Source organism: Carboxylicivirga caseinilyticus (assembly GCF_050589785.1).
GTDB lineage: Bacteria > Bacteroidota > Bacteroidia > Bacteroidales > Marinilabiliaceae > Carboxylicivirga > Carboxylicivirga caseinilyticus.
Map to the genome: position 1 here is coordinate 72,788 of NZ_JBNGOX010000005.1, position 18,921 is coordinate 91,708.

The following is an 18,921-nucleotide window of genomic DNA, read 5'->3' on the forward strand; positions in this document are numbered from 1 at the left end:
AACAAATATAGATAATTTATGAGTAAAAAAAACGAATTTTACAGTTCGATGAGCTCCTTTAACTTCTGAAGTTGCCTTTCTTTATTGACTTGTCTTAGGTTACGGGCAGTATTAGTATAATAAGTATGAGTCGAAATAAATTCATACTGCTTTTTATTCCACTCATCAAGATCCATCTTGCCGTTATAAACATTCAGTTCACGGTAAAGGCTCTCTGAAACAGGTATAAAGTCAGCTCTGCCAAGGTAGTCCAAATCAGCATCCTTCATAATTTTCTCCATAAAGTTTCTTGGTTTCTTACCAACACGGGTTACATCAATTAATTCAACTACTTGTTGTACCTGGTAATCCTTATAATTATACTTTGGAAGAATCTCTTTTGCAAAGGTTATACTGTTTTCTTCATGATTTTCATATTCAAAAATAAACCCTACATCATGCAATAATGCAGCTGTTTTTAATAATAGCAAGTCTTCATCTGTTACATTCTCACCTCTCGCTATTATTTCTATTTGGGTTAACACATCCTGTGTGTGGGCCTTATTATGATAGTGCAACTCATCCAGTAATTCTGTTTCCAGTTTATTTAAAATGTATTCTTCTAAATCACCAAATCGAATATGCTGAAGTTTAATAAAGAACTTCTTGTTTGCCACAACTCCTTCATCATCATCCGAAAGTTCAGGTTTGATCCTTCTCACATAATACATATCTGTCTCCCCTTTATATTTGATAGGCATTTTGCCCCTATACTCACAAATAAAAAACTCTTTAACTAATTGATAAGTTATACCTGTAATATTAATCATTCCGGCTGTACCAGAGCTCTCCATCCTGGATGCAATATTAACTGTATCTCCCCAGATGTCGAAAGAAACATTTTTACGTCCAATCTCACCAGATATAACAGGTCCGGTGTGAATACCCACCCGTAACTCCCAAAAACCATATTCTCCCGTGTGCTTCTTCTTGCTTTCCTCCATATACCATTGCATCTCCAATCCAGCCAGAACTACTTCAATAGGATTTGTTCGGTTTTTATTTGGTAACCCACCAGCACACATGTAGGCATCACCAATTGTTTTGATTTTTTCGATGTGATATTTTTCTACGACCTCATCAAAATAGATAAAAAACCGATCCAGTTCATCAATCAGTTTTTCAGGATTAATATGCTCAACAATCCTTGTAAACCCCTGTATATCGGCAAATAAAACAGTAACTTTTTGATATTTTCTAGATCGAACTCTTCCTTGTGATTTAACAGCGTTAGCCAATTCTCCACTCTTATCCTCACCGGCTTTAAATTTCATCCGGTATTCCTTCTTTAACTTTAGTTCTACCTGCCTGGTTGCTCGTTGTAGTTTCTGCTTATAAAAAAGAACCATTATTATAAAACCAATTATAGATATAAAACCAATAACTGAGTAACCGATAACGGTTTTAGTCAAGAAGGAATTTTTAATTTTGATATGAAACTCATACTCATCTCCATCTGACGCCTGAATCTGAAATACATACTGACCATCAGGCAGATTAAAATATGCTTGCCCGTGCCTTTCACCCCACTCTGTCCAATCAAGGTCAAATGGCACCAATCTATATCGAATTAAAACCCAATCTTCATAATTCTCTTCCAAATAAAATGAAAACGAGTTGCCTTCAATAGGAATAATGCTATCGCACTCCTGAGTAAAAACAAATTTCTGGGATTCACCCTCTAAATGAATTTTTAATTCATTGTCTTTATTTGCTTGGTTAGAAACTGATGATGAGGCATTAGTTTGAATTAACAGAAACAATCCGAGGAAATAATAAAAATAACACTTATTTATACTTTGCACTCTATTGAACACCATTAACTTAAATAAACAGATTAAGTTCCTCTACTTGCTATTAAAATCAAAAGTACTATATTTATTCCTGAATTGCAGAACATTCATCACACGTTTTTATGGAGACATCAAAAAACACAATTCTTATTCCATTCGACTTTACTGAAGTTGCAGATATTGCCGTGCAACATGCAATTAAAGTAAGTAAGAAGCTGGATGCAGACATCCTTCTGTTACATATTGTAAAGAAAGATACATTAATTGCTGAACAAGAAAAGCAATTGAAGGAAAGTGCAGAAAAAATTAGTTCTAAGTGGGGTACACTACCAAAAACATTGGTAAAAGAAGGAACCATCTTTAAAACCATTAATGAAGTAGTTGAAGATTTAAATTGCATTCTTGTTGTCATGGGAACACATGGAATGAAGGGACTTCAAAAACTTACAGGAAGTTGGGCACTAAAAGTAATTGTTGGTTCTCAGGTGCCATATCTTGTTGTTCAGACTCCTCCTAAGCATGATGAATATGCTAAAGTTGTATTCCCGGTTGATTACAAAACCGAGAACAAAGAAAAGTTGAAATGGGTTGATTTCATCAATAAGATGTTTAACTCTAAGACTTTTATTTATGCAAATGCTTCCAAAGAAGGTATCTTAGACAGCAGAACCAAAGCAAATGTGGTTTTCTCAAAACGTTTTATGGAGGAAAAAGAAATTGATTATGAATTAGTTCTCTCTGAAGGAGAATCATCTTTTTCTCAGGAAACCATTCAATATGCCGAGAAAATTGAAGCTGATATGGTACTAATCATGACCACAAGAGATATCTCTTTCCATGATTACGTACTTGGTGCATACGAACAATATATTATTGCCAACAATGCACAAATTCCAGTGTTGGTTATCAATCCACGTACCGACTTAATGAAATATGGTTATGGAGGTTTTGGCTGATAAGACAAAATATAGGATATTGAACAGGCGGCTAAATATTAGTCGCCTGTTTATTTTTATCCAAAAAATAAAATAGTTTTACCACTTTAACCGTTATTCATCTATAATAAATAATAATGGAATTAGTTTTTGCCACAAATAACGTTAACAAATTAAAGGAAATACAAGCATCTATAGGCTCAGGCATCATTTTAAAAAGTTTAAGTGATATTTTGTGTTTCGATGATATACCGGAAACCAGCGACACCTTAGAGGGAAATGCACGACAAAAAGCCGAATATATTTATTCTAAATACGGTGTAAACTGTTTTGCAGATGATACAGGGCTAGAGATAGAAGCTCTAAATGGAGAACCAGGTGTTTATTCAGCTCGATTTGCAGGTCCTCAAAGAAATGCAGAAGACAACATGGAGAAGGTTCTTGAATTATTAAGTACTGAAACAAACCGAAATGCCAGATTCAGAACTGTCATCTCATTAATAATTGATGGCAAAGAATATCAATTTGATGGAATTGTGGAGGGCATAATCCTTAATGAAAAAAAGGGTGCCGAAGGGTTTGGCTATGACCCAATCTTTCAACCCATCGAACATAACAAGTCATTTGCAGAAATGTCACTTTCGGAGAAAAACAAAATAAGCCATAGAGCAAGAGCTATTCAAAAATTAGTTGAATTTCTTAAGAAGGGATAATGATTACTAAGTTTCTTAGACATCCATATTCAATCCTGTCAATATTCGTAATCCTAACTTATTGGCCTATTAGTTTTCTTTTGGCTACGCCGAAGTGGGATGCTCTAAACATTACCATTCCATGGAGACACTTTATTGGATATTGTCTGCAAAATGGGGAATTACCTTTATGGTATCCTTATCAATTCTTAGGGTTTGGACAATATATTGATAATCAAAGTTGGTATTGGCCTACATGGATTTTAGGGGCATTTGGTTACACTAACCTAACCTTTCATCTTGAATTCATTCTACATTTGATGATTGGTAGCTGGGGTTTTTATACACTATTGCGATATCTAAAGATTACAAGTAATACAGCCATTTTGTACTCTTGTATATATATTGCATCTGGTTTTTACATTGGGAATGCGCAACATTTTGGCTGGATAGTAAGTGGAATTTGGATCCCAATTGTTTTAACTCAATTCTTAAAATATATAAAAACCTTAGAATGGCGTTATTTGATAACCACTTCTTTATCTCTTTATCTCTTAATATCAGGAGGCTACTGGGGATTTACAATAACCACATATTATATTCTAATAATTATTTGGACAATAAACTTTATTAAACATAAAGATAAGAAGAAATTATTTAGTCGATCACTGATACTAATTGTGCTAAATATAATTTCAAGCGGTGTGGTCTTGATTTCGATATATGATTCAATCAATCTTATTCATAGATCTAATACAAATCTTATATCAACTACAGTTGGATCATTTTATCCTATAGATTTATTAACTTTACTTAATCCGATATCAACATATAATACATCAGATAATTTCTGGAAAGGAGATATTGCTCTAATAAATATTTACATTGGTTATATCAACGTTGTCTTACTGATAATATCTTTCTGGAAGCCTGTACGTTCAATTAATAAATATAAGTATTTATTGGGTATATCATTATTCTTCCTTATTCTTTCAATGGGAGAGACATTTCCTCTTAGGAAGTTTTTCACTGAATATATACCTCTTTTCGATTACTTTAGGTTTCCTTCTCTTTTTAGATATTTTGCAATAAGTACATTGTTAATCTACCTTGCAGTTATATATAACAATTTCGAGTGTTATGTACATCTTTTTAAGAAAGCAATTATAATGTCATCTATAACATTCACTCTCGCAATTTTTGTATTAGTGGCTTTTAATTGGGGTACAATAATAAAAATTGAAGTTATAAAACCTAGTCAAATATCAAGATCGATTTTAACAATAATACAATTATCCATTTTCATTATAGCCAACTTATCAATCATCATTCTATTAAAATATTATAAACCAAATTCGTTCGTTCATTATATTTTTATTGCTGAAATTTTTATTACCTCCCAACTAATGCTACCGCATACTGTTGTTGATAGAGGAATCTCACCACTATCTATTTATGATTCAATAAAATTATGCGATTCAGTAAATAACACAAACGATAAAACTTTAAAAGAATTAAACAAGATTAGTCACGACTTATTTAAATTTGGCAGGAACTTCTCCACCTATTCAAAATCCGTCTCTTATGATGGATATACACCATATCAATATAACGAATGGTTAAAATTAGAAGAAAGTCCAATGCTTGATTCGATTATTAATAGGCCATTATCTTATTTAGAAATTTCTGATTCGGAAGTTAATTTAATTCAATCCTCTCCAAACTTTTATAAGTTTGAAGTTTATACAGATACAGTTAATGTTGTACACTTTTCACAGAATTATCATCCAGGTTGGACTTGTAAAATTAATAATAAGCTATCTAAAATAAAGAAAGACAACATAAGCCTAATGTCTGTTGAAATTGAACCTGGCAGAAACACAATCACATTTCAGTTTACTAGAAAAATTATCTCATATTCTTTTATTATATCCTTAATTTCATTTTTAATTCAAGGTATCTTATGGATTACATTAATAAACCGATGCGAAAAATAATTATCACATATTTTTTCATCTTCATAGTGACTAACATTAAAGCACAATCATGGACTAACCATCAGCCAATGATTGAAGCAAATAGTATAACTACAGACTATGAAAAAATATATGTTGGAACTAAATTTGGAATGTTTTCATATGATTTAAACACTGAACAGATTCAAACCTATAATAAAGGATTGCCTTTATCAGATAGCGAAATCTCGATAGTTAAATACTCCGCAAATAACGATCTTATATTTATAGGATATAATAATGCCAATATTGATATAATATCTAACAATAACATTACCAATATAAACGACATATTAACTAGTAATATACAAGGGGAAAAAATTATTTACAATGTTGAATTTTTGGATCAGTTTGCTTATGTATCTACAAATATAGGTATTGTGAAAATTAATGTTGAGCGGTTAGAAGTTGCAGAAACCTATCCTCTTTCAAATAATAATAATATTATAAAAGTTTTCGATGTAGCCTTTCTAAACAACTATATTTATGCAGCGACATCAAATGGGATTTATTGCGCTAATATGGATGAATCTAATTTAATCAACGGTGACAAATGGAAACTCATCCTACCAACTTCATCATCGAATAACTATTTCAATAATATAGAATGTGTAAATGATGATTTTGTAATAACAAATGAATATTCATCTGTTTATTCAGACAAAAGTTTTACAATAAGTTCCACATTAGAGATCAACTCTTTCAAACATGACTTCAATTACATTTCTAATATATTGTTTACAGACCATCTATATATATTCTCCGACCTAGGAATAGCAACATATAACGAGAATTATGCTTTAGATAATCTAAAAAATAGTTATTTGGGAGTTAACATTTCTAGCAATAACATTTCACCAACATCTTTAATTAGGCATAATCAAATAAATTACATAGCGGATTCTAAACACGGACTAATAATCGATGATCAAACCGATTATAAAGTACACCTTAACAGACCTATAAATGAAAATGCATCTAAACTAACTTTTAACAATGAATTACAAGTAGTAACCGGCTCATTTGAAGGAAATACCCTTAATCCCCCAATTGTACATAAATACATCACTTCTACATGGGAATCAATTAATTACTCTAAAATACTTAATCAATCTTTTTACAATATCATAAAAGGTAATGAATCAAATGAAAAATCTTATTACGCTACTTGGGGATGGGGTATAATTGAAACTTCAAATTCTGATACCATACTATTTAATAATAAAAATAGTCCTTTGACAAAATACCAAAATTATAGGATTTGGACTACAGGTATTAGTACAGATAATTACGGCAACTTATGGATTGCAAATTCAATGGCGGATCAACCAATTTTGATCAAGTCAATAGATAATAATTGGTTTTTGGCTGACTACCCTGGAATAATAAATACGAGCACATCTGGATCAAATGAATTTATCACTGATTTATTTATTGATAGTAATCAGATAGTTTGGGTTGTTATATCCCACAATGGACTTTTTGTTGTTAATACAAATAGCACACCCACAGACTTTTCTGATGACAAATACAGAGGACCTAAATCATTAAGCGCTGACAAAAACACTCGAAATGCAGGCCAACTAAAGATATGGGATGAATCACTAAATGTGATAACAAATAATGTCTATTGTATAACAGAAGATAAAAATGGATACATCTGGCTTGGAACAGACAATGGTGTTGTAGTATATTATCGACCTTGGGCAATATTTACTGATGATTATCCTATTGCCAGTAGAATAAAAATCCCCAGAAATGATGGAAGTAATTTAGCTGACTACCTTTTAGAGAATGAAAATATTACGTGCATAACCGTTGATGGAGCCAACCGCAAATGGATAGGAACTCAAAATTCAGGTCTTTTTCTGGTTTCCGATGATGGGATAACCTCTTATGAGACATTTAATATTGACAATTCACCACTCCCATCAAACTATATTAATGATGTTGCCATTGACCCAAACTCAGGAGAAGTTTTCATCGCAACCAGCAAAGGAATTGTTTCATATAAAGGAAAAGCAACTGAAGGACACGAAGATTTAAATACAATTTATGCTTATCCTAATCCTGTAAGAGAAGATTTTTCTGGTGAGATTACTATAACCGGATTAGTAAAAGATAGTAATGTAAAAATAACAACTGCCAGTGGCAAGCTCGTATTCGAAACACGATCCTTAGGTGGTAAAGCATACTGGAATGGAAGAAATTTAAGTGGAGAAAAAGTTAAATCTGGTGTTTATATAGCTTATATATCTTCAGAAGATGGCTCTGAAGTGCAGACGACAAAAATATTGATAGTTCGGTAATTTTAGTTTTTACGTATTTGTTTGGCTATATTCCGCAGCTCTTATAGATTTGTAAGAAATCAACAGAGGTCGGATTATTGATTATTATAGCTAAATGAAGAAACACCATTTAATCATTGTATTCACAGTTGCACTTAGCATCTTAATATATGTACTGATACAGCTTACCAGATTCAAAGACTTTGATCACAATGAAAGTTCAATAAAATATATACCTACAAATGCCGGCATCATAATAAAGGCACGAAGCTTAAGCTACCTAAAACAACAGCTTAACGAACAAATAGATTTTGCTGATGAATTAAATTCATCAGAACTCATTAAAAGCGCTCTATCTCCTTTCTCCTTAATTGATTCATTAAATCAGATTGAAGGATTTTCGTTAAATGATTTAAGTAAACATCCAGTATATATCTCAATTCACGGACAAGGAAAAAACAGTGTTAAAACTCAATATATTATTGAATTACAAAACAAAAAGGAGTCTGCTGCAATTATAGATTTCATTGAAAACACTTTATCAAAAAGGTACACAATCACTCAAAGAAAATACAACTCTGCCAATATTTTTGAAGTTAAAGATAATATCAAAAACTCTGCTTTTGTATGTGTAAAAGAAGGATTAACAATAATTAGTGAATCAGCGCTTTTGATTGAGGCAACACTCAGACAAATGGATGCGGATGAAGATTGGACTACCTCTGATTCCTTTCAGAAGGTTAAAAAAACTGCAGGAGCCGGATCTAACATTAATATTTACATTAATTTTTCATCCTTCGCAGAGATTCTTTCTCCTATTACCAACCCCAAAGCAAACTCTCAGATTGAGAAAATTAAAAAACAGTCAGAATGGGGTGAACTGGATCTTGAAGTAAAAAACAACAGCCTATTATTTAATGGCTTTTTAACTGAGGGATCCGATGGCATCTTTTCAACCATCATAAGTAATTCGAAAACCACCAGACGAAATATTTTGCAATTTATTCCCAGTAATACGAATGCCTATATAACACTGTCACTTAATAAAGGAGAAGACTTCAACAAGAAGCTATCTACCTATTATCAAGAAAACAATCAAACGAATCCAATCACAACTTTTGAAAAAAAGAATAAGATTGAATTTAGAAATATATTTTTTGAATTACTATCCGATGAATTAGCAATAGCTTATGATGGTAATAACCAATCCAAGAACGGATTACTAGTTATTTCACTAAAAAGCCAATCAGACGCAGAAAAATCCATCAAAGAATTATTAGTTAAAACAGGTAATTCATCAACACCATTACTTTATAAACCAGACGATGGATTAAGTTATAATATTTATAAAAGTTTTCAAGAGCCGGTTTTTGAGATGTTGTTTGGTTCATTCTTAAGTGACATCCCAAATAACTATTTCACCTTTTATAAAAATAATCTGGTAATTGCAGACAACCCAAAGCAATTAGAACAATTCCTTTATAACAACATACTCAACAAAACCCTTAAATACAATAAAATACACCAAGAGTTTTTAGATAATTTCTCATCTAAAGATAACCTCTTTGTATTTGCTAAAGCAGGAGCACTACCTCAAACAACTGAACACTTCTTAAAACCTCTTTGGACTGATATTAATCGAACACAATCAGAATATTTATCGAACTTTTACGCTATTGGAGGGCAATTCAGCGAAACTGGAAATATGATCTATTCGACAGTTTTCCTGCAATATCTTCCAGATAAAATTTCAGAGCCAGAAACCATATGGCAAAGTTTACTCGACACCCTGGCAATTACCAAACCAACTCTTGTTCTTAATCATTATTCAAATGAAAAAGAAGTTATTATTCAGGATGCAAATTACAACTTGTATCTAATGAACAACAATGGACGAATGCTCTGGAAAAAGCCATTGGAAGAGCCAATCTTGGGCGAAATCACTCAAATTGACTACTATAGAAATAATAAACTACAATATATTTTTAACACTCCGTCTAAAATATATGTTCTTGACAGGAATGGTAATCATGTAGATAACTTTCCTATAAAGCTACCATCAAAGGCAACTAATGGCATTGCAGTAGTTGACTATGACAACAACATGAACTATCGTTTTTTTATTTCGTGTGAAAACAAAAAAGTATACCTGTATAACAAAAAAGGGAATATTATACCAGGTTGGAAATTTAACGGAAGCGAAGGCCTCGTACAATTACCAATTCAGCATTTCAGGAGTAACAACAAAGACTATATCGTTTTTGCTGATAATCGCAGAAATTACATACTTGACAGGAAAGGAAACATTCGAGTGCCAATTAAAAATGATTTTATTTCCAATTCTCAAAGCCCATTCTATCTTATCAATAAAAATCAATCCAACGATGCCATTGTAACATCTTCAAAGGATGGACAGATTAAAACCATAAGTCTCAAAACCGGAGAGGTTAAAAGTACTGATATAGGTCAGATTGATTCCAATCATAAGCTATCTGTATTCCATCAGGGTAATCGGGAAAACTATCTGATTTCAGAATCACAGAAAATTACGATTCTAAATAATCGATTTAATGAAGTATTTGAAAAGAAATTTGATCATGAAATTAATACAAGTGTTGACCTCTACCAATTCTCATCTCAAATAACTAAATTTGGTGTATCTGAGTTAAATGGCAACAAGATATTCTTAATCAATGGTGATGGATCCGTTTATAAGGGATTCCCGTTAATCGGTAAATCAAGGTTTAGCATTGGTTTCCTTAAATCATCATCGGTTAAATTCAATTTGATTGTAGCTGGAGTGAATAACTACCTTTATAACTATAGAGTTGAATAAGATGCAGAAAGTTAGAATAGGCGTATTAAGTACATCTAATCATTTTATAAAAAGAATTATACTTCCCGTTCAGCAATTGGATAATATTGAATTATATGCAATTGCATCCAGATCTGAAATAAAAGCTCAGGAGGTTTCTAATGAATTTGGCATTCCGGTCCATTATGGTAATTATGAAGATTTACTAGCAGATGAAAATATTGATGCCATTTATATTCCCTTACCTAATCATATGCATGCCGAATGGATAAAGAAGGCAGCAGATGCCGGCAAACACATTCTTTGTGAAAAACCACTCTGTATGAACACAACTGAGGCCGAAGAAGCTTTGGAGCATACTCAACGTAAAGGTGTATTATTACTTGAGGCGTTCATGTATAAATTTCATCCACAGTGGCAATTGGTTCGCGACATAATCAGAACTAACAACATTGGAAAAATAACTTATATACATACATCATTTTCATATAACAATCCTTCAGCAAATAACATTAGAAATATAGCCGAATATGGAGGAGGCGGGATACGTGATATCGGTTGTTATGCTATCTCAGTCCCAAGATTTATCCTGGATAAGGAACCTTTACAAGTAGTTAGTAACATTATTGAGCATGCTGACTTTAAAACAGACATGCTTTCATCCTCAATACTAGATTTCGGAGGAACCGTTGCTTCTTTTCATGTTGGCACTACCTCAGACTCATTTCAAAAAGTTGATATTATTGGTACGGCCGGTCATATCAACATTCATCTTCCATTTAATACCTATTCTGATGTGCCGGCCAAAGTTACTGTATCCACATCAATTGGATCACGTGATGTCATTTTTGATCCTGTTGATCAATATGGACTTATGTTTCAGAATTTTGCTGATGCTATTCTAAACAAAACACCACTCCCATTTAGCTCTGATGATGCCATTTTAAATCAGAAGGTAATGGATGCTGTTTTCAGGTCGGCACAAAATAAAGGTTGGGAACTTGTTGACTAGTACATGAACTTTTACGAATATAAATTGAGGTGTTTATTATTGCAGAGGACTTTCGAAACAGGCCCAATGGCGGTATTTAATCAATTGGTGCAATATAAACATACTATAATCAGAAAGTTTTTATGGTAATGTAATTACTTCTCAGAATGGATAATTTGGCAAAAAGAATCAAATCCATTCCTAATCATACTCTCCTCATTAACAACACTTAACATCACTTTAACTTAATTTGAAGGAAATTACGAATTCTAACTCACATACTATTTTCATGAATACTTTGAATGTTTTTACCTTCTAAAGCTCTTAAATAGCCCAAAAATGTCGAACAAATCTTTTTTTTTCCCGTAAGAGCAAGTCGATATGAATTCAAATCTTTAAGTATCTAGTCGCAAAAGGTTGATTTTTTGGCTGTAAAAAGAAAAATTAAGACCTTTAAACGAAAAATTATTAGCATATTTAAATGCTAATATTATTTTGAAAGATTGGCTATATATATGGTTCTTGCTATTTTTGTTTCCCGTGTTTGAGAATAAATGGTAAGAAACCAATAAAGAAAGAATAACACACTTGTAGACATGGATAAAAAAAATGAAAATCAAGGTTTTCTGGATTTTGCCTACCAGATGTACAAAAGCATGAAAACCAATGAGATTAATTTAGTTTACGAAGGTGAGGTAACACAGGAAATCACAAAGACCTTTACATCACTGACGGAAAAAAGTCTTGCCAAAACTGAAGAATCCAATACGGTTCAGAGAAAAGTATTCAATGTAATGGTTGAGTGCCTTCAGAACATAAGCAAACATGCCGATTCTTTAACTGACGAAGAAGACGACAGAAGAGGTATTGTAATGGTAAGTCATGGAGAAGAAAGTTATAACATTATTACAGGTAATGTTATCAAAAATGAGAAAGTTGAAGACCTGAAAAAAAATCTCGAGCAAGTTAACAGCCTTGATAAAAAAGGACTATCAGACCTTTACAAGCAACAAATGCGAGATGGTAAAATTTCAGAAAAAGGAGGTGCCGGTCTGGGATTTATCGATATCGCTAAAAAAACAGGAAGTAAACTTGGATATCAGTTTAAAGAACTGAATAATGAGGTTAGCTTTTTTATCTTAACATCAACAATTAAACGAACTTAAATCATAAATATATGGAACTTATAAACATTAAGGGAACTGACGATACCCCCAATGTAATACTTGATAAAGACAGTGCTAAATTTGAGATTTCAGGCCGATCTCTTCCGGAAGATGTAAATATGTTCTATGAACCTATTCTTAACTGGATTGACGAATACGCCGAATCACCATGTGAAAAAACTGAATTTAATTTCAAGCTGGAATACTTTAATACAGCATCATCTAAAATAATTCTTGACATCCTTTTAAAGTTCGAAGAAATTGTTGAGAATGGACATGATGTAGTAATCAACTGGCATTATCACGAAGATGAAGAAGATATGTTGGAAGCCGGTGAAGAGTATGCTGACATTGTAGAAATTCCATTTGAATACGTTGCTTATACCGACTAATTAAAAGACACAAAAACACCCCCTACATTTAAACAATGAGTGAAGAAATTCTAAAAGCCCTGATGCAGCTGTTTGGTCTTATTGCCAAACAAGATGGTGGAGTTGAGGCAAATGAAACTGAATATGTTAAGACTTTCCTTAAACAACAGTTAAGTTCTGATGCTGTAGAGGAATATTTCTCACTGTTTTTAAAATTTTCAAAGGATTCAAAATTAGGCAAGGACGAACCTGAAGGTACAGTCAAGCTTACATCCATGAAGGATTCGGTGAAGATTCTGGGGATTTGTAAAAAAATAAATAAGCAACTTAATAAAGAACAAAAAGTAGTTGTTCTTTTGCGTTTGTACGAATTGGTTAATGCCGACCGTAAATTTACAGAACAACGGATGGCAATTATCAATACTGTTGCTGACGTATTTAAATTGCCTAAGGAAGAGATTGACGCAATCGAATCCTATACTGTTAATGATGACATAACAAAATTGGATCTGACTGATGCAATGGTCATCAACGACAGTAACCAGACATTTAACAATGCAAAACACATACAATGTGGTACCTTACACGGACATGTTTTAATTCTTCGTGTTAAAAGTGCCGGATTGTACTTCCTCAGATACACGGGGCAGCAAGAATTATTTTTGAATAGCTTGTTGATTAACAATCGTCGTATCTACTTATTTTCGAAGGGCAGCTTCATTAAATTACCCAAAGGACCTCCTGTATACTATACTGACGTAGTATCTCATTTTTTGGCCGATTCTACTGCATCTAAAATTTCGTATGAAGTAAAAGATGTGATGTATCAGTTTAAATCCGGAGGCATTGGTCTTCGTGAAATAAACATTTCTGAAGGACAGGGGAAGCTAATTGGTATAATGGGAGCGAGTGGTGCTGGTAAAACAACGCTACTGAATGTATTATCGGGTATTGAATCTCCAACACAAGGGGAGGTTTTAATCAATGGATACAATCTTCATAAGGAAAGAGACAAGGTTGAAGGTGTTATTGGTTACATTCCACAGGATGATCTTCTGATAGAAGAACTGACTGTATTTGATAACCTTTATTATAACGCTAAACTTTGTTTTAAAGACAAAAAAGAAGACGAAATAAAAGAACTGGTTGATAACACTTTAAATAATCTGGGCTTATATGAACGTCGTCATTTAAAAGTTGGTTCGCCATTAAACAAAATGATTAGTGGAGGGCAACGTAAAAGGTTGAATATTGCGTTGGAGTTGATTCGCGAACCCGGTATTTTATTTGTTGATGAACCAACATCAGGTTTATCATCACGCGACTCTGAAAATGTAATGAACCTTCTTCGTGAGTTAGCACTTAAGGGCAAACTTATTTTTGTTGTCATTCACCAACCATCATCGGATATCTATAAGATGTTCGATAAAATGTATATTCTTGACACAGGTGGATATCCGGTTTTCTATGGAAACCCAAGCGAGTCGCTTATTTATTTCAAACAACTTGATGCACAAATCAACAGTGATCAGGGAGAATGTCCGGCCTGTGGTAATCTGAATCCAGAACAGATTTTTAACATCATCGATGCGAATGTTATTGATGAATATGGAAACTATACTAATAAACGGAAAACAAAACCTGAGGAGTGGCATGTTCATTACAAGGAAAATATTGAAATTCCGATCACTGACAGAGTAAATAGCGAACCTCCGAAATCACTTAATATTCCTTCCTGGTTTAATCAGTTCAAGATTTACACCATAAGGGATTTCTTTGCTAAAATAAGTAACAAGCAATATATTCTGCTTAACTTATTGGAAGCACCTCTGCTTGGTTTTATTCTGGCTTATCTGATTCATTACATTGTTGATCCGGAATCAAACGTTTACATCTTCCGTGAGAACGATAATATCCCTCCATATTTCTTTATGGGTATTATTGTTGCACTCTTTTTCGGGCTTATTGTAAGTGCTGAAGAAATTTTTAAAGATGCAAAAATACTAAAGCGGGAATCTTTTCTGAATTTGAGTCGATCAAGTTACCTGGTTTCGAAGATTTTGATTTTGTTTACCATATCGGCAATACAAATGGTTCTGTTTGTGCTGGTCGGTAATTTTATTCTTGGTATCAAAGGTATGACGCTGGAGTTTTGGTTGGCTTTGTTTTCAATCTCAGCTTTTGCAAATATTTTAGGCTTAATTCTTTCGGCATCCTTTAACTCCATTGTTACCATTTATATTTTAATACCATTGGTTATGATTCCTCAAATGGTATTGGGTGGAGCAATGTTTACCTTTGACAAGCTAAATAAAGACTTTACAAGTATTGATAAGGTACCTATTGTTGCAGAGGTAATGCCATCAAGATATATCTATGAAGGCTTGATGGTACATCAGTACAAACACAATAATTATCGTAAAAATATTTTCGATACAGAATTAATCAACAGTCAATCTGACTTCAAACAGGTATACTACATTCCTGAATTAGAAGAGATTTTAAATGATTGTAGAAAATATTTTCTGGATTCAACAGATCAATCTGAAGAATCATTCATTGCTGATTTAGATTTATTGCATAACGAAATTTCCAAAGAACTTAAAAGAGTTCCTACAATTGGTTTTGACAAATTAGAGCAGATAAATAAGGAGAGTTTTAACCCTGAACTGGCATCAGAAATAGAAGCGTATCTAAAAACACTTAAAAGTCATTACAGCAATTTGTTTTTTGAAGCCAATAATAAAATTGACTTATTTATTTCACAGAATTTAAAGCACAACAAAGAAAAATTCAATCGAATCAAAGATGATTTCATGAATGAAAGTATCTCAGACATTGTGCGAAAGACCTTCGATAAAAACAAAATTCTGAGAGATGGTAATAAGTTGGTACAGGTGGTTGACCCTATTTATCAAATTCCTGAACCAGAAAACTTTATCGACTTTAGAACTCATTTCTTTGCTCCACAAAAGTACTTTGCAGGTACATATTTTGACACTTTGTGGTTTAATATTACCATTGTTTGGTTATTAACCATTGTTATGTATCTTGCATTATACTTTGATTGGTTAAAGAAATCATTGGATTATCTTGGAGAATTAAAGCTATTCAAAAAGTAACCTTTTCCAGGTATACCGTGTATAACAAAGCTAAAATGAAATTTAAATTTACAAATATGTTAAAAAAGTTCACTTACTTAACCCTTACACTAGCAGGTGTATTTTTAATGACTGCTTGTGGAGGATCATCGAACAAGGGCGGATCGTCATCTGACGAACTAACTTTTAATGATTCATTGGCTAATACAGCACCACTTGAGCTTTCACAGGAGGTAATGAGTGATGTAATTCAAAATATCTCTTCACCTGTTGAAATGGCAGCATTAATTAAATCAACCGGAGTGGAGTTCTCACAAAGGATTTTAAATAGCACTAACCAAACCGATCAATATAACACAAGCTTTAAAAGAGCTTTGAATCTTGGTGTTTATAGTGCTGATTTGGGTTACATTAATACATTTGACAAAAACACGATTGTAATTGATTATCTGGTTGCAGTAAAATCATTGGCAGAAGGAATTAAAGTTGGACAGTTTTTTGATTTTAATTCATTAAAAAGACTTGCGACCAATAGTAATAATCTTGATTCATTGATGCAGATCTCTATTTCCAGCTTCAATAAGATGGATTCTTACCTACGTAGTCAAAATCGTAGCAATGTTTCTTCACTTATTATCACAGGAGCCTGGATTGAAGGTTTATACATCACAGGAAAAGTTATTGAACAAACGAATGATGAAAATTTAATCAAGCGTATTGGTGAGCAGAAAGATATCATTAATATTCTTGAAATTATTTTGAAGAACTATAGCAGTCAACCAAATTTTTCAGAGTTAGCTGATCAGCTTGGTAATTTGAAAGAGGCTTATAAAGATGTTAAGATAACAACTGAAGTTGGTGAACCAACTACTGTTGAGAAAGATGGTAAACTGGTAATCATTCAGGATGAGATCAGCCATATTGAAATTACACCTGAGCAAGTAACTGCCATCATCGCTGAGATCAATGCTTTACGTGAATTCATTGTGTCATAAATTTGAATAATCTTTAAAAAGTTTATTTTTGTCACATTAATTTTACTGATCCACATAAAATTACGAACATGAAGAAGTCATTATATACACTACTATTTCTATTAACAGCTTTTGCATTTGCAGGTCACGCACAATGTGGCGATGACTTATTAAAGGAAGCTTTGAAAGAAATGGGAAGCAGTCAATACATCAAAGATTTTACAATCGAACTTATTAAAGAAAAGAAAGATGTAAAAACTGGATATATTAAGTTTTCTATTTTCTTAAATAGCAACACACAATATAAATTCAACGTTGCCAATGGAATATCCAATGTTGATAAGGTTGTGATGCAATTAAAAGATAAAGAAGACACAAAGGTTCTTGCCAGCAATTTATATAATGGCAAAACATTCGACGAGTTTAGTTTTGTTTGTCGAAAAGCAGGGGTTTATAACCTATTATTCTCTTTCAAAGGAGGCCAGGAAGGTTGCGCTAAAGCAGTGATGTCGCTGGTAAAACAAATGCAGTAAGAAATTACACAAGATATTAAAAAGGTCATTGATTATTCAATGACCTTTTTTGTTGCCCTTTGTTTTATCCACTTATAAAGTTGAATATTCAAGGCGATTAATAAAAAACCATAAATACTATCCTCAACAGGTATTGTTCCTATCCTGATTCCAAGATTTTCCTGATTGTTATACCAAACAATTGGTTCAGCTATCCATGAGCCGGTTAAAATTCCATTACTTGCCATAAAAAAGGGTATAATTAACAAATAAGAAAGATATATCCAGGCTAAACTGGTACGACTAAAATAAATGGTCAACAGAAATATTCCTGCAGATAAAAAGGTTATAAAAGTGTACAACCGATTAAAACTTATAATTGCCAAACCAATTAAGAAAATAGCCATAATCAGACTTAACGATCTTTCAATATGTCTCAGAAAGTTTTGACGAAGCAAATATTTTAATGCATACCAGGTAAAAACACAAGCATACGGAATAAATATAAAAAACAAGATTTCTTCGATCGGGAGGTTTAATATATAGAGTCCGGTAAGATAATCCGCATTAAATCCCCAAATACCAGCTTCAGTAAAAAAATAGTCCCAGATGATGAATAATAAACCTACTAACAGATTAGCTGGTAAAAAATACTTCCATTCTTTATAAAAAGGATGTTTAGGATAAAAGCTGGCAATGAGCGGTATTAGAATACAACTCAAATCAACAAACAGGTATGTCAAATTTTGCCAATTCAAATCAGTCCGCTTTTAATCTCCTGAACTGACAAATGTTTGGCCTCTTCCATAAATCTTTTGGGTACATAAAGCATCCCAAAACATTTACCTCCTTTATGGTGACTCTTATGTGCTAACCATAGTCCTTTGAAGTAAGTATGCTCAACATTCTTCATCCAATTAAATCGTTGATGTATATATACGTCATGAATGAGAAAATAAGCCATCCCATAAAAGAAAATACCCAAGCCAATAAAGAACATATAGTTTAAAACAGGATTAAACCCAAAATAGAATAGCAGAATACTAGGTGTGGCAAAAATGATAAAAAACGAATCATTCTTCTCAAAGGTTGTTTCATGCACTAAATCATGATGATCCTCATGCAATACCCATAAAAACCCATGCATAATGTATTTGTGAGTAAACCATGTTATCCCTTCCATCAATAAGAAAGTAAGAATGACAATTAGAATATATAAAAACAACATA

General features: G+C 32.7%; 14 protein-coding genes. 11 read left to right on the forward strand and 3 right to left on the reverse strand.

The features are described from left to right. Positions 1 to 38: 38 nt before the first annotated feature. Entirely contained in the window at positions 39 to 1,802 is a 1,764-nt protein-coding gene (locus tag ACRD62_RS03945; protein ID WP_430818821.1) for an adenylate/guanylate cyclase domain-containing protein, read from the reverse strand. A gap of 152 nt (positions 1,803 to 1,954) precedes the next feature. Between ACRD62_RS03945 and ACRD62_RS03950 the strand changes: the two genes are divergently transcribed. From ACRD62_RS03950 to ACRD62_RS04000, 11 genes are all read left to right on the forward strand, one after another. Beyond that, entirely contained in the window at positions 1,955 to 2,788 is an 834-nt protein-coding gene (locus ACRD62_RS03950; protein WP_430818822.1) for a universal stress protein, read from the forward strand. Positions 2,789 to 2,904: 116 nt separating this feature from the next. Then, on the forward strand, positions 2,905 to 3,480 hold the full coding sequence (locus tag ACRD62_RS03955) for a non-canonical purine NTP diphosphatase (RefSeq protein WP_430818823.1): 576 nt from the start codon (positions 2,905 to 2,907) through the stop codon (positions 3,478 to 3,480). Positions 3,481 to 3,560: 80 nt separating this feature from the next. Next, positions 3,561 to 5,456 (forward strand): YfhO family protein, encoded by a 1,896-nt coding sequence (locus tag ACRD62_RS03960; RefSeq protein WP_430818824.1) that lies wholly within the window; start codon positions 3,561 to 3,563, stop codon positions 5,454 to 5,456. Beyond that, entirely contained in the window at positions 5,444 to 7,783 is a 2,340-nt protein-coding gene (porZ, locus tag ACRD62_RS03965) for a type IX secretion system anionic LPS delivery protein PorZ (RefSeq protein WP_438589513.1), read from the forward strand. Before ACRD62_RS03960 ends, porZ begins: the two co-directional genes overlap by 13 nt. Before the next feature lie 94 nt (positions 7,784 to 7,877). Next, positions 7,878 to 10,598, forward strand: a complete 2,721-nt coding sequence (locus tag ACRD62_RS03970; protein ID WP_430818826.1) for a hypothetical protein — start codon at positions 7,878 to 7,880, stop codon at positions 10,596 to 10,598. A gap of 1 nt (position 10,599) precedes the next feature. Beyond that, positions 10,600 to 11,589 (forward strand): Gfo/Idh/MocA family protein, encoded by a 990-nt coding sequence (locus ACRD62_RS03975; protein WP_430818827.1) that lies wholly within the window; start codon positions 10,600 to 10,602, stop codon positions 11,587 to 11,589. Between the two features lie 575 nt (positions 11,590 to 12,164). Continuing rightward, on the forward strand, positions 12,165 to 12,734 hold the full coding sequence (locus ACRD62_RS03980) for a SiaB family protein kinase (protein WP_430818828.1): 570 nt from the start codon (positions 12,165 to 12,167) through the stop codon (positions 12,732 to 12,734). An 11-nt stretch (positions 12,735 to 12,745) separates the two neighbouring features. Beyond that, entirely contained in the window at positions 12,746 to 13,126 is a 381-nt protein-coding gene (locus tag ACRD62_RS03985; protein WP_430818829.1) for a DUF1987 domain-containing protein, read from the forward strand. Between the two features lie 35 nt (positions 13,127 to 13,161). After that, positions 13,162 to 16,227, forward strand: a complete 3,066-nt coding sequence (locus ACRD62_RS03990) for an ATP-binding cassette domain-containing protein (RefSeq protein WP_430818830.1) — start codon at positions 13,162 to 13,164, stop codon at positions 16,225 to 16,227. A gap of 56 nt (positions 16,228 to 16,283) precedes the next feature. Further along, entirely contained in the window at positions 16,284 to 17,201 is a 918-nt protein-coding gene (locus tag ACRD62_RS03995) for a hypothetical protein (RefSeq protein WP_430818831.1), read from the forward strand. A 68-nt stretch (positions 17,202 to 17,269) separates the two neighbouring features. Next, positions 17,270 to 17,713, forward strand: coding sequence for a hypothetical protein (locus tag ACRD62_RS04000; RefSeq protein WP_321407365.1), 444 nt, complete (start codon positions 17,270 to 17,272; stop codon positions 17,711 to 17,713). Positions 17,714 to 17,745: 32 nt separating this feature from the next. On the opposite strand, the gene ACRD62_RS04005 is transcribed toward ACRD62_RS04000, so the two are convergent. Further along, entirely contained in the window at positions 17,746 to 18,450 is a 705-nt protein-coding gene (locus tag ACRD62_RS04005; RefSeq protein ID WP_430818832.1) for a lycopene cyclase domain-containing protein, read from the reverse strand. Then, on the reverse strand, positions 18,447 to 18,920 hold the full coding sequence (locus ACRD62_RS04010; RefSeq protein WP_430818833.1) for a sterol desaturase family protein: 474 nt from the start codon (positions 18,918 to 18,920) through the stop codon (positions 18,447 to 18,449). Before ACRD62_RS04010 ends, ACRD62_RS04005 begins: the two co-directional genes overlap by 4 nt. Position 18,921 lies beyond the last annotated feature (1 nt).